Origin of the sequence: Nocardia sp. NPDC052112 (genome assembly GCF_040680135.1) — a bacterium.
In the GTDB taxonomy this organism is placed as follows: Bacteria; Actinomycetota; Actinomycetes; order Mycobacteriales; family Mycobacteriaceae; genus Nocardia.
The window spans coordinates 62587-83439 of sequence record NZ_JBFAWD010000020.1; the positions used below are offsets into that span (position 1 = coordinate 62587).

The following is a 20853-nucleotide window of genomic DNA, read 5'->3' on the forward strand; positions in this document are numbered from 1 at the left end:
GGCGCAGCACAGGCTGCGCATTTCGGTGGCGCGCTGGTGTCGGTAATCAGCGGTGGTCGTCCAGGGCATCGACGAATTGTCCGAGGAGACGGGCGAATTCGGCGCGCTCGCGGTCGGTCCAATCCGACATCGCGGCTGCCATGGCGGCGCGGCGGCCGTCGCGTGCGACGGTCACGGCGTCGCGGCCGGTGGGGGTCAGTCGCAGGACGGCTCGCCTGCCGTCCCGCTGATCTGCCGCCCGCTCGAGGAGGCCGGAGGAAACCGCCTGTGCGACAAGGCGGCTCGCGCGTGGCTGGTCGACCCCGAGCGCCGGGGCCAGGGTGCCGACGGTGTCCGCGTCGGCACCGGCTACGGCATCCAATACCCGGAACACCGCGATCGGCACCGGTGAATCCGCGCCGAGTGCTCCGCGAGTCTGCCGCCGCCGAATCCGCACCATCGCCGCCTCGACGGCCGCGGTCACCGCATCGTGGTCTTCCATCCGACTACCTTTAATGTCATATTACATGTAGTTGTCATTCTACATGTAAATGGAGGAGTCATGGCCGAGAAACGGATGATCGGGTATTTGCTGAAGGAACTGGATCGACTGATCAATGAGCGGTTCGAGGAGGACCTCGCTGCCGGCGAGCTGAGTCGCAGGCATTGGCAGATGGTCCATTTCCTGGCTGGCGGCACGCGTGCAGCCGCCGAGGTGCGCGACGGTCTGGCGCCCTTCTGGGAACACCACGGTGAATGGGAGGCGGAGCTCGCCGAACTCGTCGATCGCGGCTTGATAGTCGATAACGCGGGCACGCTGGGGCTCACCGAGGCGGGGCACACCGTCCACGACCAAGCCTTCGTCCGCATCGGCAAGCGTCGCCGCGCCATGGTCGAGGGCATCACCGACGAGCGGTACGCCGAGACCATCCGAACGCTCGAGCGAATGGTCGCGAACATGTCAGGCGCGCAGGTCGCGGGTCGCTGAGCTATCGGCCGCGCGTAGCGCGGGAGGCCGGCGACCGGGGCGCGCGTCGGCTCGATAGGGTTGCGGTACGGAAGTGGAATTAGGAGGTGCGGTGGCCATTCGGGTCGGAGTGCTCGGTGCGCGGGGGAAAGTCGGTCAGGCGATCTGTGCGGCGGTGCAGGCGGCCGACGATCTGGAGTTGGTCGCGACCGTCGACAAGGACGATTCGCTGGAGTCGTTCACCGAGTCGGGCACCCAGGTGGTCGTCGATTTCACCAATCCCGATGTGGTGATGGGGAATCTGAAGTTCCTGGTGGAGCGCGGTATTCATGCGGTTGTCGGGACCACCGGATTCGATGAGGCCCGCCTGGACGAGGTGCGCGGCTGGCTGGCCGGGCGCCCGGAGACCGGTGTGCTCATCGCCCCGAACTTCGCCATCGGCGCGGTACTGTCGATGCGATTCGCTGAGCAGGCGGCACGGTTCTTCGACTCGGTCGAGGTCATCGAGTTACATCATCCGAACAAGGTCGACGCACCCTCGGGCACCGCTTATCGCACCGCGGGTCTGATCGCCGCCGCGCGGGACAAGGCCGGAGTCGGCCGCAGCCCGGATGCCACCACCCAGGAACTCGAGGGCGCCCGCGGTGCCGATGTCGACGGTGTGCGGGTGCATTCGGTGCGCCTGGCCGGACTCGTCGCACATCAAGAGGTACTCTTCGGCACCCAGGGCGAAACCCTCACCATCCGGCACGATTCCATCGACCGCTCCTCCTTCGCCCCCGGTGTACTGCTCGGCATCCGCGAGATCGCGAATCGCCCCGGCCTGACCGTCGGGCTCGACCCGTTCCTGGACCTGTGACACAGGAACCGGTCCAGCCGGAAGACCAGGGCTCGGACACCGACGCTCGCGGCGGTGACGTCCGCAAGGTAGTCGCATTCATCGCGGCCCTCGTCGTCGTGCTCGGCTTCTACTTCGTGCTGCTCGGCCGCATCGCGTTCAGCCTCATCGGTTCCGGCGACCTCGCCGCCGTCGGCATCGGCATCGGTGTCCTGATCCTGCCGCTGCTCGGCGTCTGGATTGTCGTCGCCACCGTCCGCGCTGCCCTCGCCCACCAGCATCTGGCCCGCCGCATCCACGACGAGGGCCTCGAACTGGACACCTCGAGCCTGCCGCGCCGCCCCTCCGGCCGCATCGAACGCGCCGCCGCCGACGAACTCTTCAACCGGGTCAAACAGGAATGGGAGGCCGACCCCGACAACTGGCGCGTCTCCTACCGCCTCGCCCGCGCCTATGACTACGCCGGAGACCGCACCCGCGCGCGCGAAACCATGCGCCGCGCGGTAGCCCTCGAAAAGCTGGACCGCGCCCCCCACGAACCCTGACCGCTCGCACAGGGGGCACCCGGGATTCGCAGAGAAAGCCCCCCAATACAGAGCAGTCCCCGGTAGTCTCCATCGAATTCATGAGTCTCAGTCGTCGCTGACAACTCCGATATTCGACTGGCTTGCCGGGGGCCTGGCCAGATCCTGGAAAGTTTCTCCCATGTCTTTGGACGTCTCCGCTGACAGTTTGTCACTTTCCGGTGTTCCGGTGTGACCCTTAATTGTCCTCCCACATCTATTGCCAGTCAATAGCCTGGTGCCCGGAATATGGCCGTTTCAGGCTCGATGTCGTGCTGCTGTCCCACACGTTCCTCGCGTGCCGCAGTACGCTGCTGGATGTGCCGCGGCTGCTGATCATCCATCACACTCCGTCACCACATATGCAGGCGATGTTCGAGGCGGTTGTCTCGGGGGCGACGGATCCGGAGATCGAAGGAGTGGAGGTCGAGCGCAGGGCCGCGCTCGCGGTCACCGCGAGCGATGTATTGGCCGCCGATGGTTATCTGCTCGGTAGCCCGGCGAATCTCGGCTATATGTCCGGTGCGCTCAAGCATGCGTTCGATACGTTCTATTACCCGTGCCTCGACTCGACGCGCGGGCGGCCGTTCGGCTTCTATCTGCACGGCAACGAGGGCACCGAGGGGGCCGAGCGCGGCGTGCGCAGCGTGACCACCGGACTCGGCTGGGCGCAGGTCGCCGCGCCGGTCATCGTGATGGGAGCGCCGGGTAAAGCGGAGATCCAGCAGTGCTGGGAACTCGGTGCGACCGTTGCCGCACAGCTCATGGGGTAGCGTGGCGTCCCCCCGAATTTTGGTGTCTGACCGGTATCAGGCAGATCCGGGCATACTACGAGGTGACATTGCAGCGGTGGGGATGTGGACGAGTTTGCTCGGGAACGGAGTATCGAGGTGATGTGGGCCGAAGGGGGCGAAACAGCACCGCGCCGGATCGGGCTGGTCGAAGACCACGAATCGGTGGCGATCGGGCTTGCCGCGATGCTGGCGCCGGAACCCGATCTCGATCTGGTGCTGACGGCGGGGACCGTGCCGGAACTGCTCGTGGCGGCGTCGAACAGCGCCCCGCTGGATCTGGTCGTTCTCGATCTGCGCCTGGCCGATGGATCCTCGCCCGAAGACAATGTGCGCGCGCTGCGCAACCGCGGCGTCGAGGTCCTCGTATTCACCGGCGCGGATAATGCGTTCCTGGTGCGGGCCGCGGCAAAGGCCGGTGTGCTCGGTGTGGTGCGCAAATCCGAGGATGTGCCGACCGTGGTAGCGGCGGTGCGCCGCGCCGCCTCCGGTGAGCAGGTGGTGACCACCGACTGGGCCGCCGCCATCGACGGCGATCCGCAACTGTCCGACGTGGGTCTGAGCCCGCGCCAGGAAGAGGTGCTCACCCTCTACGCCTCCGGTGAGAAGGCCTCCCGCGTCGCGCGGCTCACCGGCCTGTCCGAACAGACCGTCAACGACTATCTGGGGCGCATCCGGCAGAAGTACGCCGATGCGGGTCGTCCGGCTCCCACCAAAACCGACCTCTACAAGCGGGCGGTCGAGGACGGATGGCTACCGGTTCCCGAGCGGCATCCCCGCGCATGACCTCGTCCAGCATGCTGGACACCTCTGCGACCTCTGCGGGCTCCGCCTCGCTCGACTCGTTCCGGGCGAGTCGGTGGCGCCGTGGGCGGGCTGCGGTGTCCAGGGAGAAGATTGTCGAAGCGGCCTCGGATCGCATTCTGCGCCGCATGGGTCTGGCCGTCGGCATCGCCGGTGTGATCGTCGCGATCGTCGAGCTGCCCGATATCGCCGACCAGTCCAAATTCGTCTCCGGCCCGTGGGCGAGCCTGGTGGTCGGCGTGGCGCTCGGCTGGTTTCCGGTGCTCGCGGTCGTTTCGTTCACCATGGGCCGCAGGGCTATTCGCGTGGTGGCCGGTGCGGCCGCGCTGAGTTACCTCGCGGCGCTCGCGACCATACCGTTCATCTATGCCGTGCCGTTGACCGACACCACATCGGTGTGGATGTATCGGGTGCTCGCGTTGGGCGTGCTGGCGGCCGTATTGGCCTGGCGTCCGACGCTGGCCACCGGCTATCTGCTGGGGGCCGCCGCAATCGCGGCACTGGCGAACCGGTCGGTGGTGCACGATGCCACGGTCTGGTCCCTGGTCGGCGATTTCTCCCGCGCCGCAGGCCTGTGCGCACTGTTCCTGTGGTGCTGCATCTTCGCGCTCGCGGCGGCGGCGCGGGTGGACCGGGAGTCGGTGATCGCGAGCCGCCGCGCGGCCGCCGTGGCCGGTGCCGCGGCCCGGGATCGCGAGCGTGCCCGCTTCGCGGCATTGATCCACGATGCGGTGCTGTCGACCCTGCTCGACGCGTCACGTGCGGGGGCCGAATCGCCGGTGCTGCGCGGTCAGGCCGAACGCACACTGGAACAACTCGACGAATGCCGCGGCACCAATACCGAACCCGACCGACTGGACGCGCAATCGGCGATCGGCTTTCTGCGCTCAGCGGTGTACGAGGTGAATCCGGGCATCCGGTTCACCGCGCGGCGTTGGGCCGGACTCGATGACCTGCGCCTGCCGGTCCATGCGGCGGGCACCATCGCCGCAGCGCTGGCCGAGGCGGCGCGCAATAGTCTGCGCCACGCCACCGTCGCGGGCCGCGCCGTACAGCGCACCGTCACGGTGACCATCAGCGCGGGTGGTATCCGCGTCGTATTCCGTGATGACGGCGCGGGATTCGATCTGGACCGGGTGCCCGCCGACCGGCTGGGCGTCTCGGTGAGCATCCTCGGCCGGATGCGTCAGCTGGCCGGCGGCGCCGGATTCGTGGAATCCCAACCGGGGGAGGGGACCACGGTGACTCTGGTCTGGGGCGGCGATGGCTGATACCGAGAACGAATTCGGCCTGCGCGATCTGCTCGGGCTGCGGGACCGATCGGCCTGGCTGTTCCTGGTCGTGTTCGAGGCCACGATTCTGCTGTACATGGTGCGCAATTTCGCGGAATCACCGATGCTCCTGGCGGTGACCGCGCTGGTGCTGGTGGCCGGGGCCGGTGTGCTGGTCCTGGTGATTCCGGTCGATCCACTGCCGTTGACCGCCGCCATCGCGGTGGCCGCGGCCGGCCCGATCGCGGCGGCGTTGACCGCCGTGAAAGTCGACCACGGCATTTCCAAGCAGGTCTGGACCGCATTCGCCGCGTCCTATGTGCTCGCGGTGCTGGTGGTGCGCGGCCGTTTGGGGGCGGCGTGGTGCGGTGTCGCGGGCATCGCGGCGGTGATCGCGGTGGTCGGCGCGACGAACGGAATGCGGGTGGTGATCGGATCCATCGTGCCGATCGCGACAGTCGCCGGGGTTTCGATCGGCGCTGCGGTCATGCGACCTATGCAGCGCTCGCTACGGCTGCTACGCGAGGAGGCGACCATGCGCGCGGCCGCCGAGGCGACCATGGCCGCGCAGAACGGCGAGCGGGATCGGCAGCTGGCCCGGCTCGACAAGGTGGCCCGGCCGATTCTGGAACGCATTGCCGAAGGCGCCGAACTCACCGCGGCCGAACGCGAAGAGTGCAGACTGCTGGAGGCCGAACTCCGGGACGGCCTGCGCGCACCGCAATTGGTGACCGACGAGTTGAGCAGTGCCGCCCGCGGCGCGCGTTCGCGCGGGGTCGAGGTGGTGCTGCTCGACGACGGCGGATTCGCCGGGGTGCCGAAATGGGTGCGCCAGCAGGTGATCGAATCGGCGACCCGGGAATTGGATGCGGCCAATGCCGGTTCGGTGACCGTGCGGGTATTGCCGATGGGCCGACGGGTGCTGGCCACTGTACTCGCGAATGCACCGGATCGGGATCGGCGCACCGAGATCGATACCGCGGGTGCGGTCTCGGTCTCGACGTAAATCTGTCGTACCCCCATGGCATTGTCGTGATCATGCGGACGATGAGTGCGGCGGCGGCGCGTCGGACGGCGCTGGCCGCGCAGGGCTTCGGTCGGCGCAAACCGGCTGCGCCGACCCGGCGGACGGTCCTCGACGTACTCGGCAGAACCCAGCTGCTGCAACTGGATTCGGTATCGGCGGTGGTGCGCGCGCACTACGCCCCGGTGTTCAGCCGGATCGGCGGGTACGACCGGACGGTGCTGGACGAGGCCGTCTGGAGCAATGGGGTGCGACGCCCACGGCGGCTGGTCGAATACTGGGCACACGAGGCCGCGCTGATCCCGGTCGAGGACTGGCCGCTCATGCGCTGGCGGATGCGGAAGTACGAACACGGGCGCTGGAACGGCATGCGCCGGGTGACCGAACGCAACCCGACCCTCGGCAAGGACATTCTGGACGTCGTCACCGAGGTCGGCGCCGCCACCGCAGGTGAGGTCGAACGCCATCTCGAACTGGACAAACCGCGTCCCAAGGGATCCTGGTGGAATCTCAGCGATACCAAAATGGTCTGCGAGGCGCTCTTCGCCGCCGGTGCGCTCTCGGTCGACAAGCGGGTCGGGTTCACCCGCCACTACGACCTGGCCGAGCGTGTGCTCCCGCCGGAGATCTTGGTGCGCAACATATCCGAGGCCGATGCGGTGCGGGAATTGGTGCTGCGCGCGGGCACGGCACTCGGCGTCGCGACCGAGACCGACCTGCGCGACTACTACCGCCTGCACCGCTCCCAAACCGAACCGGCCATCGCGGAGTTGGTCGATGCGGGAGAGTTGGAACCGGTCGAGGTGCCAGGCTGGGGTAAGCCCGCCTATCTGCGCGCGGGTGCCGCTACGCCGCGCCGGATCGACGGTGCGGCCTTGCTGTGCCCCTTCGATCCGCTCATCTTCTTCCGGACCCGCACCGAGCGGATCTTCGACTTCCACTATCGAATCGAGATCTACACTCCGGAACCCAAACGGGTGCACGGATATTACGTATTTCCGTTCCTTCTGAACGGCGAGTTGGTGGGACGGGTCGATCTGCGTGCCGAGCGAGCATCGGGCAGGCTGCTGGTGCCAGGTGCGTTCGCCGAGCCGGGTCGCCGCACACCGGAGACCGCTGCGGCACTGACGGATGCCCTCCGCGAGATGGCGGACTGGCTGGAGTTGGACGAGGTGGTCATCGGCGAACGCGGTGATCTAGCACCGTTACTGTGAACTTCTCGCTAACTTCCGGAGGCGTCCTCGTCAGCGCGCCGGTGCGCGTCTCTTCAAATGTCGCGCTTGGGGCCTGCGTACCCGCGCATCTGGTCGCGCAGTGCGCCGCTGACGGCACTCGAGAGCCAGGAGTTCAAGGAGACTCCGCTGGCGGCGGCGGCTTCTTCGGCCTTGGCCTTCAACTGCTCGACCATTCGCAGGGTGACCCGGCTGATATCGCCGGTCATCTCCTCGATCGTCGGGTGCTCGTTGTCCGGTGCCGGATTCTTGCGGACGTCCACGGTCGCATCGGTGCCGTCCACCGAGACGTGAACTGTCCGGTCGCCGAGCGCGGTGCTGACCTCCGCGGCGAGGTCCGATAACGCCGCGAGCAGCGCCAATCGCGCCGAACTCTCCGTTGCCGCGGCCAGGGCGGCGGCGGTGGCCTGGGTCTTTTCATCACCGAGTGCGGCCGCCGCGATCAGGTCCTCGTGTAGCCGTGCGGTGTATTTGTTCAAGTCCATGACATCAGTGTGACGCCATTTATGGCGTCATTCAAGGACGGATTTGACATCATGATCAGGTAATGGGAGGTGAATCACTCGCCGCGGCAGGCCGTTCGGCGACGAGGGTGTCGAGGCTGTTCCCGGGAGCGGGTAGCCTTTCTGACCATGACGAACGGTGAATCGACGCCTAGGGAGCCGCGTGCGGCCGGCACGGTAGGTGTCGCGATGGTGACCCCCTTCGGTGCCGACGGCAAGCTCAATGTCGATGCCGGGGTCGCGCTCGCGACCCGCCTGGTCGACTGCGGCGTCGATTTGCTGGCGATTTCCGGTACCACCGGGGAATCGCCGACCACCACCGAATCGGAGAAGGCGGATCTGCTGCGCGCCGTCGTCGATGCCGTCGGCGCTCGTGCCACCGTCATCGCGGGCGCCGGCACCTATGACACCGCGCATTCGATCGAACTCGCCCGCAATGCCCAGCGTGCGGGCGCGCACGGTCTGCTCGTGGTGACCCCGTACTACTCCCGGCCCACTCAGGACGGCCTGATCGCGCATTTCACCGCGGTCGCCGACGCGACCGATCTGCCGGTCACCCTGTACGACATTCCGCCGCGCTCGGTGGTTCCCATCGCCAGCGACACCATCCGCAAACTCGCCGAACATCCCCGCATCGTCGCGGTCAAGGATGCCAAGGGCGATCTGAACGCGGGTGCGGATCTCATCGCGAATACCGATCTGGCGTTCTACTCCGGTGACGATGCGCTGAACCTGCCGTGGCTGTCGGTCGGCGCGACCGGATTCATCAGTGTCATCGGACATCTCGTGCCCGAGCGGCTGCGCGCTCTGTTGGATGCCTACACCGCCGGTGACGTGGTGCGTGCTCGCGAGATCAATGCGGGCCTGCTGCCGTTGAACGCCGCGATGTCGCGACTGGGTGGTGTTGCGATGAGCAAGGGCGGGCTGCGTCTGCTCGGTGTGGATGTCGGCGAACCACGCCTGCCGCAATTGATGCCGACCACCGAACAACTCGATGCCCTCGCCGCCGACCTCCGGCGGGCAGGGGTGCTTTCATGAGGAGTAAGCGAATCAGAATTACCGCATTGTCAGACATGATCGAACCGACCAGTAGTGAGGTGCAGTCATGACTGAAGCAGCAGGCCGGCGGCGCCCTCGTCGGGCCGCGACCAGGGCGGCGGGCGCGCCCGAACCCGCCGCGCAGCGTCCAGCAAGCACCGAAAAACCCGATCAGGCAGCACAATCCGACGTCGGTGACCTATCGCAGTCCGATATCGCGTCCAGACAGACCGCGCCGGAGCGAGCCCCCGCGAAGAAGGCCGCGCTGAAGGCCCCGGCCGAGCAGCCCCGTAGACAGGGGCGTGGTCGTCAGCCGGGCGGTCGCGGTCGCGGTGAACAGCCCGTGCCGGCCCCCGTCGAGCGGCTCGGTGCCCCGCCGAAGCTGCCCAAGAACGGTCTGCGTGTCTTCGCCCTCGGCGGCATCGGCGAAATCGGCCGCAATATGACCGTTTTCGAATACGGCCGCAAGCTGCTCATCGTCGACTGCGGCGTGCTGTTCCCGGAGGACCAGCAGCCCGGCGTCGATCTGATCCTGCCCGACTTCCGGCCCATCGAGGACCGGATGGACGATGTCGAAGCCATCGTGCTCACCCATGGCCACGAGGATCACATCGGCGCGGTGCCGTTCCTGCTGCGGCTGCGTCAAGATATCCCGGTCGTCGGTTCGAAATTCACCCTCGCGCTGGTGGCCGCGAAATGCCGCGAGCACCGGCAGCGTCCCAAACTCGTCGAGGTGACGGAGGGCCAGCACACCACGCACGGCCCGTTCGGTTGCGAATACTTCGCGGTCAATCACTCGATTCCCGATGCCATTGCCGTCGCCATCCGCACGCCGGCCGGTGTCGCGCTGCATACCGGCGACATCAAACTCGATCAGCTGCCCCTGGACGGTCGCCTGACCGACCTGGCCGGCTTCTCCCGCCTCGGCGACGAGGGCGTCGACTTGTTCCTGGTGGACTCCACCAATGCCGAGGTGCCGGGTTTCGTCACGCCGGAACGTGAAATCGGCGGTGTCCTGGATACGGTGATCGGCAAGGCCAGGCACCGGGTGATCGTCGCCTCGTTCGCCAGCCATGTGCATCGCATCCAGCAGGTGGTCGATGTCGCCCAGAAGTACGGGCGGCGCGTCTGTTTCGTCGGCCGCTCGATGGTGCGCAATATGGAGATCGCGCAGGAATTGGGCTATCTGACGGTCCCCGATGGCGTGGTCGTCGATCTCGATGTCGCCGCGACCCTGCCGGGCGATCGGCTGGTGCTCATCTCGACCGGCTCACAGGGCGAACCGCTTTCGGCGCTGTCGCGGATGGCGCGCGGTGAACACCGCCAGATCAATATCCGCGCCGACGATCTCGTGGTGCTGGCGTCCTCGCTGATTCCTGGCAATGAGAATTCGGTATTCGCGGTGGTAAACGGTCTGGCGCGGCTCGGCGCCACGGTGATCACCCAGCAGAATGCGAAGGTGCACGTCTCCGGACACGCGTCCGCGGGTGAATTGCTGTACCTGTACAACGCGGTGCGCCCGACCAATGCCATGCCGGTACACGGTGAATGGCGGCATCTGCGTGCCAATGCCGCGCTGGCCGTGGCGACCGGTGTACCGGAGGATCGGGTGGTGCTCGCCGAGGACGGTGTCGTGGTGGACCTGGTCGACGGGATCGCCTCGATCGTGGGTCGCGTGCCGGTCGGACATGTGTACGTCGACGGACTCTCGGTCGGCGATGTCGGTGAGTCGACGCTCTCGGATCGTCTGGTGCTCGGCGAGGGCGGATTCATCTCGATCACCCTCGCGGTCGACTCGACCACCGGTAAGGCGGTCAGCACCCCCGAGGTGAGTGGGCGCGGCTTCTCCGACGATCCGACCGCGCTCGTCGATGCCGCGGAACTCGTCGAGGCCGAGCTGCTGCGACTGGCCGGTGAGGGTGTGACCGATACCCACCGCATCGCACAGAGTGTGCGGCGCGTGGTCGGCCGCTGGGTAGCCGAGACCTACCGCCGCCGTCCGATGATCGTGCCGACGGTCATCGGCGTCTGACACCGACTCGACACCGCCGGAAGCCGTTGCTATCCGGCGGTTTCGTGTGGTATCAGCACTACTGCTGGCAGGCCAGCGAAGTCCAGCCCGGCTGCGTCCGTCGGACTCGGACTGCCGCGCCGACACCGCATCCGATATGTTCGGCAGATGAGCATGGCGCAACGGGAACGTCGGGCACTGGTGGACACGATGTCCGCGGCCGGGCCGGACGCGCCCACCCTGTGCGGCAGCTGGACCGTGCGAGATCTGGCCGCGCACTTGGTAGTTCGAGAACGTCGCCCGGACGCGTCCCCTGGCATCATGCTGAAGCCGCTGGCCGGATATCTGGAGTCGGTACAGGCCAAGGCGGCGCGGCGGCCCTTCCCGGAATTGTTGGCGGATGTGGGCTCCGGCCCGCCATGGTGGTCGCCGCTCAAACCGGTCGATGCCGTCGTCAATCTGACCGAGATGTTCGTCCATCACGAGGATGTGCGTCGCGGCCTACCCGGTTGGCAGCCGCGCGATCTGCCCGCCGCCGATGAGGACAAGCTGTGGTCGGCACTGCGTCGCATGGGCCGGATGGCCTATCGCAAGGCGCCGGTCACCGTCGAACTCGCCACCCCCGACGGCAGTCGCGCGGTGGTGCATACGAAGTCCGGAACGGCGCAGGTGACGTTGATCGGCAAACCATCGGAACTGCTGCTGCACGCCTTCGGCCGCGATGAGGTCCGCATCGAAACCGAAGGTGATCCTGCCGACGTACGGGCTGTTCTGGAGGCGGATCGGTCGGTGTAACCCGGTCCGTGGAGGCGCTCGCTCAGTCGACACGCCAAAACACATCGCTGATTTCGCGACGACTGGTCTCGTACGCACACGGGTAGCTCGCCGGGTGCGCCCAAAAGCCGCCTAGCACTATACATGCGGCCTGGTACGAGGCTGGCGAGGCACTCACGACCGGCAAAAGGTCCGGGAGGCGGGACAGTTACGTGTGTGGTTGATGGTCTGGATGGGGCGTTTGCGGCTAGCCTGGGTCCATGGCAGGTAAGTCCCGCAGCTCCACGACCACTCGTGCGCGGGCGGGATCGGCCCGGGGGCGGACCACGGCGGCATCTCGTTCGGGCCAGGCTCGCACCACCGGTCAACGCCGCTCGCCCGCATCGCGTGGCCGCACCACACCGGTGCGGCGCCCGGTCCGTCGCAAGTCGGATACCGCACCGCTCGCGGTTATCAGCCGCGGCATCAGCAGTGGCTGGAATATGCTCGCCCGCGGGCTCGGCGCCACCACCCGTGCCGTGAGTCGGGCCGGGGAAATCGAACACGGTCATCGTCGCGACGGCATCGCGCTCGCCCTCATCGCTGTCAGCGCGGTGATAGCGGCCGCGGTATGGCTCTCGGCGGGCGGGCCGATCGGGCACTGGGTCGAGGAGGCGATTCGCGCGGTCTCCGGGTCGGCGTCGGCCGGACTGCCGTTCGTGGCCACCGGAATCGCCATTGTCCTGATGCGGACCGAGGCACGTCCGGAGATCCGGCCGCGGCTGGTACTGGGCGGACTGCTGATCGGATTGCCGGTCCTGGGGCTGTGGCATATCGCGGCGGGAGCACCGACCGATGCGCACGGACGTTCGCGCGCGGCGGGTTTCGTCGGATTCGTGGTCGGCGGACCGCTTACCAACGGGCTCACGGCCTGGCTTTCGGTGCCGATTCTGTTGCTGGCCATCATTTTCGGTGTGCTGCTGGTAACGGGAACCACCGTGCGCGAGGTACCGCAGCGGTTGCGCGAGTACTTCGGTACCGGCAGCGGTGGCGACGAATACGGTGCCTACGATGGCGAATCCGATTTCGATCCGGCCAACTACGATGCCGACGGATTCCCGCTGCATCGCAATGCCAAGTCGAAGCGGCGTGGTCGTACGCCCGAGGAGAACTATCCGCCCGACGAATTCGGCGGTTCCGATGCGGCCACCGAGATCATCGGCGAACCGCCACTGCGCGACGCGAAACCGATTGCGACAGAGACGCCTGAGGAAAAGCCCAAGCCGAAGAAGCGCGCCCCGATCAAGGTCGAGGACCAGACCCCGCCGCCGCCGAAGCAGCTGGAATTCATCCCCGACCGCGAGGTCGAGGGCGATTACACCCTCCCACCGCTGACACTGCTCACCGACGGCGAGCCGCCGAAGAAGCGCAGTGCCGCCAATGAATCGATGATCGAGGCGATCACCGAGGTACTGGTGCAGTTCAAGATCGACGCGGCGGTCACCGGTTTCGTGCGCGGCCCGACGGTCACCCGCTACGAGGTGGAACTCGGTCCGGGCGTGAAGGTGGAGAAGATCACCGCGCTGGCGCGCAATATCGCCTATGCCGTTGCCACCGAGAATGTTCGGCTGCTGGCCCCGATCCCGGGGAAGTCCGCCGTCGGTATCGAGGTGCCGAACTCCGATCGCGAACTGGTGCGCCTGGCCGATGTGCTCAAGGCGCCCGCGACCCGAAATGACCACCACCCGTTGGTGATCGGCCTCGGCAAGAATATCGAGGGCGATTTCGTCTCGGCGAATCTCGCGAAAATGCCGCATCTGCTGGTCGCGGGTTCGACCGGTTCCGGCAAGTCGAGCTTCGTGAACTCGATGCTGGTATCGCTGCTGGCGCGCTCGACCCCGGATGAGGTCCGGATGATCCTCATCGACCCCAAGATGGTGGAACTCACACCGTACGAGGGTATTCCGCACCTCATTACGCCCATCATCACCCAGCCGAAGAAGGCCGCCGCCGCGCTGGCTTGGCTGGTGGAGGAGATGGAACAGCGCTACCAGGACATGCAGGCGAATAAGGTGCGCCACATCGACGACTTCAACAAGAAGGTCAAGTCGGGTGCCATTACCGCGCCGCTGGGCAGCGAGCGGGTCTACCGGCCGTATCCCTATATTCTCGCCATCGTCGACGAACTCGCCGACCTCATGATGACCGCGCCGCGCGATGTCGAGGACGCGATCGTGCGCATCACCCAGAAGGCCCGCGCCGCGGGCATTCACCTGGTACTCGCGACACAGCGGCCCTCGGTGGACGTGGTCACCGGTCTGATCAAGACCAATGTGCCGTCCCGATTGGCCTTCGCCACTTCGTCATTGACGGATTCGCGGGTCATCCTGGATCAGCCCGGCGCGGAGAAGCTGATCGGTATGGGTGACGGACTGTTCCTGCCGATGGGTGCGAACAAGCCGACCCGGCTGCAGGGTGCGTTCATCTCCGATGAGGAGATCCACGGTGTCGTCGACTTCACCAAGAACCAGGCCGAACCGGAGTACCAGGAGGGCGTCACCGCCGCAAAGGCCGGCGAGAAGAAGGATGTCGACCCCGATATCGGCGACGATCTGGACGTCTTCCTCCAGGCCGTGGAACTGGTCGTGACTTCACAATTCGGCTCGACGTCCATGCTGCAACGCAAGCTGCGCGTCGGCTTCGCCAAGGCGGGTCGTCTGATGGATCTGATGGAAACCCGCGGCGTCGTCGGCCCGAGCGAGGGATCGAAGGCGCGCGATGTGCTCATCAAGCCCGATGAGCTCGACGGGCTGCTGTGGACGATCCGCGGCGGCGGGGATGCGGAGCCGGAAACCCCGGAGGAGTGAAAATGCTTCGGCGGCAAATATTCTCACCGTCGGTGGGCCGCTGCCGCATCGGTACAGTGGTGCGGCGTGGTGATCTGCGGAATCAGAGTGTCGCACGACGGTGGGGTCGCGGTTATCGAGGACGACCGGCTGGTGTTCGGCATCGAGATGGAGAAGCTGGACAACGGTAGGCGGCACCGTACGCTGGGCGATCTCGACCAGGTCACCGAAATATTGCGGTCGGAGGGATTGGCGCCCACCGATATCGACCGGTTTGTGGTGGATGGCTATGTGCCGGAACCGGATTCGACCGAGCCCGCGCGCATTGCGACCGTGGTCGGCGGCCGTCCGGTCGAACTCACCATCGCGCCGCATCAGGATCGACCCGGACACACTGTACCGCTGGCACGGCACCGATTTCGTGGCCATGGATTCGGTTCCGCCGCCGACGAATACGTCAGCTATCACCATGTGGACCAGCACATCATGGGTGGCTACTGCGCAAGTCCGTTCGCCGCACGGGGGGAGGATGCGCTCGTGCTGGTCGGAGACAGTGCACCTGTCAGACGGCTCTACCATGTCGTGGCGGCGGCACGAAAGGTCCGCCCGGTCGCGATTTTCCGGGATTCGGGCAGCCCACTCGGTTCGCTTGCGAGCGAGGACTCTTCATTGCCAACGAAACTCGTGGTGACCGGCGAATGCGCGCTCGATATCAAGTGGAACTCGCGGTTGCGGGAGCAGGGGATGGTCGAAGAGATCTGGGTTCCACCGTTTCCCGATGATTCCGGTGCGGCCATCGGCGCCGCGTGCTGCGAGATGTTCCGGAAGGGGCGCAATCCGGCGCTGCGGTGGGGTGTGTACTGCGGTCCGCGAGTCGGGGTATGCGGAGTGCCGGACAACTGGCGCAGGCAGCTCTGTGACGAGCGGGGCGTGGCGGAGTTACTGCACCGGAAAGGTGAACCGGTGGTGGTGCTTTCGGGTCGTGCCGAGATCGGACCGCGCGCTCTCGGCAACCGCAGCATTCTCGCTCCCGCAACGGATTCGGCGATGCGAGACCGGCTCAACGGCATCAAGCACCGGGCCGCCGACCGGTCGGTGGCGGCGATATGCCGGGTGGAACGGGCGGCGGAGGTGTTCGGGCCCGGCGGCCGCGATCCCTACTTGACCTTCGAGCACCGGATCCGCCCGGACTGGGCCGACCGCATTCCCGCCGTACGGCAGGTGGACGGTACCGCGCGGGTGCAGACCATCGATGCGGCGGCGAAGAGCGCGACCGCGCGGATTCTGGCGGCGTACGAGGCCATCAGCGGTATACCGGTGCTGTGCAATACGAGCGCGAATTCCGAAGGGTGCGGGTTCTTTCCGGATGTGTCCGCCGCGGCCCGCTGGGGTGGCACCCGCTACATCTGGTCCGAAGGGTATCTCTACACCGATCAGGCACGGGCCCGGCAAACCACTCGCGAACGTGGGCCGGCGCAGCGGGACTGGGGCTATACCAGCGTGACGTGGTAGCTCATCGTGGAGTCGAACCACGCGGCAGGGCCTTATGAGAGCCCCGGGGCGAACCTGCATGAGCCTCGGTCTGTTGCAGCTGGAGTGCCAGGATTCGAACCTGAACCCACGGAGTCAAAGTCCGTCGTGCTGTCTGTTACACCACACTCCATCGGTGCGCTCGGAAGGATTCGAACCTTCATCCGCCTGCTCCGTAAACAGGTGCTCCATCCATTGAGCTACGAGCGCTGATCCGCGCAGATCGCGCGAGCTGGTTCCCTCGACGAGATTCGAACTCGCACCAACCGGATCCTAAGTCCGGTGCCTCTGCCAATTGGGCTACGAGGGAATGATTTTGGTACCCGTGGGTGGGATCGAACCGCCGACCTGTGTCGTCGGACGACAGCCATAGCGACTGCTTGCAGGTCGCTCGAAAGGGTCAGCTCGGTCCGCTGGGCTACACGGGCTCAAAACCGGTATGCAGCAAGGTTATTCGAATCCGGTAATACGAAATGCCTACTGTCGTATATTCACTGTGAAGTTATGAGCACGGATGGAGGGACTCGAACCCCCGACTATCACGACTTTGGAGATCGCTGCTCTTCCAGTCGAGCTACATCCGCAGGGCAAGAAAAAGGGCCGCTCCATGGCGAGAATTTCGCCGGGAGCGGCCCCTGTTCAGGCCTTCTCGAATCGAGACCTCAGGGGCGGCTCCGGATACTCGCCTGGCGCAGCTGGGACATCAACGGCCAGGTCAGGCGCGGCTGCGACATCGATCGCCGGGTGCCGGAACGCAATTGCCAGACACCGGCGAGGGAGCGTAGCCCCTGGTCCTTGGTGCTGGTCATTGCCTTTACCCTTCGTGGTTCCGATTACCGGTCCGATTACGTAGTAGATAACGCTAACACCGAAAGACGCGATGAGGAACCCATTTATTCCCTACCGGCGAGTTGTCGTCGCGCCTGCAGTGTGTAAGTCAGCGGAAGGCGTTCGGGATGCTCGCTGAGTCGCCACTCGCCATTCCCCTCGCGCGTCATCTGGCCGGGCAAAGCCTCCCAGGGAACGCTGCGGTGCTCCACCAGTCCGGTGATGGTCATGCCGTGCGCGAGAAGTGCGGTCACCACATCGCCCAGTCCGTGATTCCACTCGTGCGTCACGGTATGTGTGAATTCCGTCTCGGTCTCGACATAAGTCGTTCCAGACGAAAACACCGTGGGCTCAGGCATTTCGAAGTAGGGATAGCCGACAGTTGGTCGGTCGGTGTGGGTTTCGTCCATGGCCCACAACATCGGATGTCCTTCACGCAGGAACAGCCGCCCACCGGGCCGGAGCAAACCGGCGACGGTTCGTGCCCAACGATCCATGCTCGGAATCCAGCACAGCGCGCCGATGCCGGTGAAGACGAGATCGAATTGCGCTGTGCCCAGCGCTGTTATCGCGTCGCAGACCTCGGACTCGATGAAATCGACCGGTGCGCCCGTCGTTTCGGCCAACTGTCGAGCCTGAGCGAGCGCGACGGGGGAGAAGTCCAGTCCGGTCATCCGTGCGCCGAGTCGTGCCAGCGAGATGGTGTCGGTGCCGATATGGCATTGCAGGTGCACACCGCGCAGCCCGCGGATATCACCGAGTAGCGGCAGATCGAACCGGACCACTTCGCTGAGGAATTCCGGATCGGCGACGAACCGCGCCACGGCGTAGTCGCTCGATGCGGCATGCGCGGGTGCGCGCTCGTCCCAGTTCGCCTTGTTCAGGATGCGGTAGTCGTCGCTCATGCTCGTGAGGGTGACACGGCGGATGTCGGACCGGCATGTGAAATTATGTCAGCAATTATTCCGCTAGCTCGACAGAACGGACAAATCGGGCATGATTGCTGTCATGGAACGCACTGCCGCCCTGGAGCCCGCATGCACGTAACCGCACTGGAGTGGACCCTGACGATCGCGGTGATCCTGGGGTTGTTCATCTTCGACTTCTTCGCCCACGTCCGTACACCACACGATCCGACCTTCAAGGAATCCGGCAGCTGGTCGGCGATCTACATCGGCCTGGCCCTGGTGTTCGGCGGATTCGTCGCCTGGAAGTGGGGCTCGACCTTCGCGGGCGAGTACTACGCGGGCTTCGTCACCGAGAAGGCGCTCTCCGTGGACAACCTGTTCATCTTCGTCATCATCATGTCGAGCTTCGCGGTGCCGCGGATCTACCAGCAGAAGGTGTTGCTGATCGGCATTGTGCTGGCGCTGGTCATGCGCGGTGTGTTCATTGCCGTCGGCGCCGCCGCGATCAGCGCATTCAGCTGGGTGTTCTATCTATTCGGCGCGTTCCTGGTCTATACAGCCGTAAAACTGTTGCGCGAGAGCGGACACGAGGTCGAGCAGGAGGAGAAGCGCGACAGCCGGATCGTGAGGCTGACCAAACGGCTGCTCCCGACCACCGACGAATACGACGGCGACAAGCTGCTCACCCGAATCGACGGCCGGCGTGCGGTCACCCCATTGTTGTTGGCGCTGTTGGCAATCGGCTTCGCCGATCTGCTGTTCGCGCTGGACTCCATTCCCGCCATCTACGGTCTGACCGAGCAGCCCTACCTCGTGTTCACCGCGAATGCGTTCGCGCTCATGGGCTTACGGCAGCTGTACTTCCTCATCGGCGGCCTGCTGGATCGCCTGGTCTACCTGTCTTATGGCCTTTCGGCGATTCTCGCGTTCATCGGCTTCAAGCTGGTGCTGCACGCATTGCACGAGAACACCCTGCCTTTCGTCAACGGTGGTAGGCATGTCGAGGTGCCGGAGATTTCCACGCCGGTCTCGCTGAGTGTGATTATCGGCATCCTGCTGATCTCGACCGTGGCGAGCCTGATCCAAACCCGCGGCGCGGCCCGGTCCGCCGAGAGCCGGGTCGGCGATTAGAACACCCTGTTGTATTCGGGCGCGATCTCGAAGCCGCGCCCGGTCACGTCATTGCGGCAGCTCACCCCGACAGGCTGAGCCAGGCAGGTGAAGCCGTACACGCTCAGGCTCGACCCGACCGGCAGCACCTGCTGGTCGGCCTCCGCGCCGGACACGGGTGCGACGAAGTAGCCCCGGTTCACGCAGAGATATCCGGCGCTCTCGCCCACCGCGAGGGCGGCCGCGCTCGGGTCGATGCCCCAGCAGGCTTGCATCGCCGACGGGGTGGGCTGAGTCGTGCCCTGGCAGCCCACTGGTCGTTTCGGCTCTCCGAACGGCTCGTCGAGGAAGCCGCACGCGAGGCCACCATCGGCGGTCCGGAAGTAGTAGCCGTCGGCACCGCGGTATTTCGACTGGTCGACCACACCCGGCCGCACCAACGGGCGATCCCCGACCGTCAAGTTTGCCGTACTGTCGAAATCGGTGGCCGTCGAGCAGGTGGTGAGTGCGAGGGCTGCGACCGACATCGACGCGAAAATCGCGACGGATATGCGCATACGGGGGAGTCTGCGTTGGTCCGCTCGGATTCGCTTGCACCTGGTGCGGCGTGTCGCCGTAAGTTTGCTGACCGACGAGTGTCGAGCGGTGACACGCGGCGGTCCGCCGGATCGGTCAGGAAGCGAAGGTGCCCATCACCGGCAGCCACTCCACCGCGCGCACCTCGTCGATGAGGTTCTCGCGGGCGAACGGATCCTGCGGCAGCAATTCCTCGAGGGCCGCCTCGTCCGCGACCTGGAACAGCAGCAGGGCGCCGGAACCGTCCGGGTAGGGGCCGCTGGTCAGCAGCGAACCCGCATCGATGAGGCCGTTGAGCCAGGCCCGATGTTCGGGGCGGAAGGTGTCTCGCCCCTCGACGGTGGCGTCGGAATAGGTGTAATGCACGGCGAAGATGGGCACGATCGATCCCGTTCCGGTCAGAGGTTCAGCAGCATTCGAGTATTGCCGAGGGTGTTCGGTTTCACATAGCTGAGGTCGAGGAATTCGGCGACGCCAGGATCGAAGGTCCGGCACATCTCCGCGTACACCTCGGCGGTCACCGGTGTGCCGTCGATTTCCACGAATCCGTGCCTGCCGAAGAAGTCCACCTCGAAGGTGAGCACGAACAGCCGCCCGAGTTCGAGGTCCCTGGCGACCGTGACCAGCCGCTCCACGATCAGCCGCCCGACACCGTGCCCCTTGACATCGGGATGCACTGCAACCGTGCGCACCTCGCCGAGATCGGCCCACAGCACATGCAGCGCACCGCAGCCGACCACCCGGCCGTCGAGTTCGGCCACCCAGAATTCCTGCACCGCCTCGTATAGCGTGACCAGGTTCTTCTCCAGCAGGATCCGACCGGCGTAGACATCGACGAGGGCTTTGATCTGGGGCACATCGGAGGTTCGGGCGCGTCGCATGAGGGGTACGGATTTGCGCGCGGCCGCAGCCGCGTCCGGATACGCGTCGCTAGTCGAACCACCAAGTGGTCCCCGAGAGGTCATGGGGTGCACAGTAGTCGGCCCGGTTACCGATACTCTGAACGTGTGCCGCACATCCACCCGCTCCGCTCACCGCATCGCGTCGGCATGCGTTCGAGCCTTGTGCCGGTGGATGTTGTGGCCCGCGTGAATGGGTGTAGCGCCGGCGAGGTGGAGGCTGTTCGGGAGCGCAGCGAGCGAGCCGTGTCACAGTCGTGCACGCACGCGCCGGAGCTGAGCGCCAGCGAGGTGGAGGCTGTTCGGGAGCGCAGCGAGCGAGCCGTGTCACAGTCGTGCACGCACGCGCCGGAGCTGAGCGCCAGCGAGGTGGAGGCTGTTC

22 protein-coding genes and 4 tRNA genes are annotated in these 20853 nt (G+C 65.9%); 15 read left to right on the forward strand and 11 right to left on the reverse strand.

The window, feature by feature from the left end:
- Positions 1-46: 46 nt before the first annotated feature.
- Positions 47-481, reverse strand: a complete 435-nt coding sequence (locus AB0L58_RS31690) for a MarR family winged helix-turn-helix transcriptional regulator (RefSeq protein ID WP_364392450.1) — start codon at positions 479-481, stop codon at positions 47-49.
- A gap of 60 nt (positions 482-541) precedes the next feature.
- Here AB0L58_RS31690 and AB0L58_RS31695 point away from each other — a divergent pair, with 60 nt between their 5' ends.
- The 8 genes from AB0L58_RS31695 (at position 542) to AB0L58_RS31730 (ending at position 7451) form a co-directional block, all read left to right on the forward strand.
- The gene (locus AB0L58_RS31695; protein WP_364392452.1) at positions 542-967 is read left to right on the forward strand and encodes a MarR family transcriptional regulator; all 426 of its coding nucleotides are present in this window, start codon (positions 542-544) and stop codon (positions 965-967) included.
- A 91-nt stretch (positions 968-1058) separates the two neighbouring features.
- Positions 1059-1805 (forward strand): 4-hydroxy-tetrahydrodipicolinate reductase, encoded by a 747-nt coding sequence (gene dapB, locus AB0L58_RS31700; RefSeq protein ID WP_364392454.1) that lies wholly within the window; start codon positions 1059-1061, stop codon positions 1803-1805.
- A complete protein-coding gene (locus AB0L58_RS31705) occupies positions 1802-2329 on the forward strand; it encodes a hypothetical protein (protein ID WP_364392456.1) in 528 nt (175 codons plus the stop codon). Before dapB ends, AB0L58_RS31705 begins: the two co-directional genes overlap by 4 nt.
- A 338-nt stretch (positions 2330-2667) precedes the next feature.
- Positions 2668-3120, forward strand: coding sequence for an NAD(P)H-dependent oxidoreductase (locus tag AB0L58_RS31710; protein ID WP_364392607.1), 453 nt, complete (start codon positions 2668-2670; stop codon positions 3118-3120).
- 120 nt (positions 3121-3240) lie between these two features.
- Positions 3241-3924, forward strand: coding sequence for a response regulator transcription factor (locus tag AB0L58_RS31715; protein WP_364392609.1), 684 nt, complete (start codon positions 3241-3243; stop codon positions 3922-3924).
- Positions 3925-4019: 95 nt separating this feature from the next.
- Positions 4020-5213 carry an ATP-binding protein gene (locus AB0L58_RS31720; protein WP_364392458.1) on the forward strand — a complete coding sequence of 398 codons (1194 nt, stop codon included), beginning with the start codon at positions 4020-4022 and terminating at the stop codon, positions 5211-5213.
- A complete protein-coding gene (locus tag AB0L58_RS31725; RefSeq protein ID WP_364392460.1) occupies positions 5206-6219 on the forward strand; it encodes a hypothetical protein in 1014 nt (337 codons plus the stop codon). Before AB0L58_RS31720 ends, AB0L58_RS31725 begins: the two co-directional genes overlap by 8 nt.
- A gap of 32 nt (positions 6220-6251) precedes the next feature.
- Complete coding sequence (locus tag AB0L58_RS31730; RefSeq protein WP_364392462.1) at positions 6252-7451, forward strand: crosslink repair DNA glycosylase YcaQ family protein; 1200 nt, start codon at positions 6252-6254, stop codon at positions 7449-7451.
- Between the two features lie 53 nt (positions 7452-7504).
- Here the strand turns inward: AB0L58_RS31730 and AB0L58_RS31735 are convergent, their stop codons facing one another.
- Positions 7505-7954, reverse strand: a complete 450-nt coding sequence (locus tag AB0L58_RS31735; RefSeq protein ID WP_364392465.1) for a toxin-antitoxin system HicB family antitoxin — start codon at positions 7952-7954, stop codon at positions 7505-7507.
- A gap of 147 nt (positions 7955-8101) precedes the next feature.
- Here AB0L58_RS31735 and dapA point away from each other — a divergent pair, with 147 nt between their 5' ends.
- The 5 genes from dapA (at position 8102) to AB0L58_RS31760 (ending at position 16132) form a co-directional block, all read left to right on the forward strand.
- Positions 8102-9010, forward strand: a complete 909-nt coding sequence (gene dapA, locus AB0L58_RS31740) for a 4-hydroxy-tetrahydrodipicolinate synthase (RefSeq protein WP_364392467.1) — start codon at positions 8102-8104, stop codon at positions 9008-9010.
- 67 nt (positions 9011-9077) lie between these two features.
- Positions 9078-11042, forward strand: coding sequence for a ribonuclease J (locus AB0L58_RS31745; protein WP_364392469.1), 1965 nt, complete (start codon positions 9078-9080; stop codon positions 11040-11042).
- Between the two features lie 147 nt (positions 11043-11189).
- On the forward strand, positions 11190-11816 hold the full coding sequence (locus tag AB0L58_RS31750) for a TIGR03085 family metal-binding protein (protein WP_364392471.1): 627 nt from the start codon (positions 11190-11192) through the stop codon (positions 11814-11816).
- A 239-nt stretch (positions 11817-12055) separates the two neighbouring features.
- A complete protein-coding gene (locus tag AB0L58_RS31755; protein WP_364392473.1) occupies positions 12056-14641 on the forward strand; it encodes a DNA translocase FtsK in 2586 nt (861 codons plus the stop codon).
- A 66-nt stretch (positions 14642-14707) separates the two neighbouring features.
- On the forward strand, positions 14708-16132 hold the full coding sequence (locus AB0L58_RS31760; RefSeq protein ID WP_364392475.1) for a carbamoyltransferase N-terminal domain-containing protein: 1425 nt from the start codon (positions 14708-14710) through the stop codon (positions 16130-16132).
- A gap of 79 nt (positions 16133-16211) precedes the next feature.
- Here the strand turns inward: AB0L58_RS31760 and AB0L58_RS31765 are convergent.
- The 6 genes from AB0L58_RS31765 to AB0L58_RS31790 all read right to left on the reverse strand — a co-directional run bounded on the left by AB0L58_RS31765 (position 16212) and on the right by AB0L58_RS31790 (position 17883).
- Positions 16212-16283 (reverse strand) — tRNA-Gln (locus tag AB0L58_RS31765).
- Positions 16284-16287: 4 nt separating this feature from the next.
- Positions 16288-16360 (reverse strand) — tRNA-Arg (locus AB0L58_RS31770).
- Between the two features lie 23 nt (positions 16361-16383).
- A tRNA-Leu gene (locus tag AB0L58_RS31775) sits at positions 16384-16460 on the reverse strand.
- Between the two features lie 199 nt (positions 16461-16659).
- A tRNA-Trp gene (locus tag AB0L58_RS31780) sits at positions 16660-16734 on the reverse strand.
- Between the two features lie 78 nt (positions 16735-16812).
- Complete coding sequence (locus AB0L58_RS31785) at positions 16813-16959, reverse strand: hypothetical protein (protein WP_364392477.1); 147 nt, start codon at positions 16957-16959, stop codon at positions 16813-16815.
- An 84-nt stretch (positions 16960-17043) separates the two neighbouring features.
- Complete coding sequence (locus AB0L58_RS31790) at positions 17044-17883, reverse strand: class I SAM-dependent methyltransferase (protein ID WP_364392479.1); 840 nt, start codon at positions 17881-17883, stop codon at positions 17044-17046.
- A 132-nt stretch (positions 17884-18015) separates the two neighbouring features.
- On the opposite strand from AB0L58_RS31790, the gene AB0L58_RS31795 reads away from it, so the two are divergent.
- Complete coding sequence (locus tag AB0L58_RS31795) at positions 18016-19017, forward strand: TerC family protein (protein WP_364392481.1); 1002 nt, start codon at positions 18016-18018, stop codon at positions 19015-19017.
- Here AB0L58_RS31795 and AB0L58_RS31800 read toward each other — a convergent pair.
- From AB0L58_RS31800 to AB0L58_RS31810, 3 genes are all read right to left on the reverse strand, one after another.
- Positions 19014-19553 carry a hypothetical protein gene (locus tag AB0L58_RS31800; RefSeq protein ID WP_364392483.1) on the reverse strand — a complete coding sequence of 180 codons (540 nt, stop codon included), beginning with the start codon at positions 19551-19553 and terminating at the stop codon, positions 19014-19016. The two genes, AB0L58_RS31795 and AB0L58_RS31800, sit on opposite strands and share 4 nt — an antisense overlap.
- 115 nt (positions 19554-19668) lie before the next feature.
- The gene (locus tag AB0L58_RS31805; protein WP_364392485.1) at positions 19669-19953 is read right to left on the reverse strand and encodes a YciI family protein; all 285 of its coding nucleotides are present in this window, start codon (positions 19951-19953) and stop codon (positions 19669-19671) included.
- A gap of 17 nt (positions 19954-19970) precedes the next feature.
- Positions 19971-20453, reverse strand: a complete 483-nt coding sequence (locus tag AB0L58_RS31810; RefSeq protein WP_364392611.1) for an amino-acid N-acetyltransferase — start codon at positions 20451-20453, stop codon at positions 19971-19973.
- Between the two features lie 189 nt (positions 20454-20642).
- On the opposite strand from AB0L58_RS31810, the gene AB0L58_RS31815 reads away from it, so the two are divergent.
- A partial coding sequence (locus AB0L58_RS31815; RefSeq protein ID WP_364392487.1) for a hypothetical protein occupies positions 20643-20853 on the forward strand: 211 nt, incomplete at its 3' end.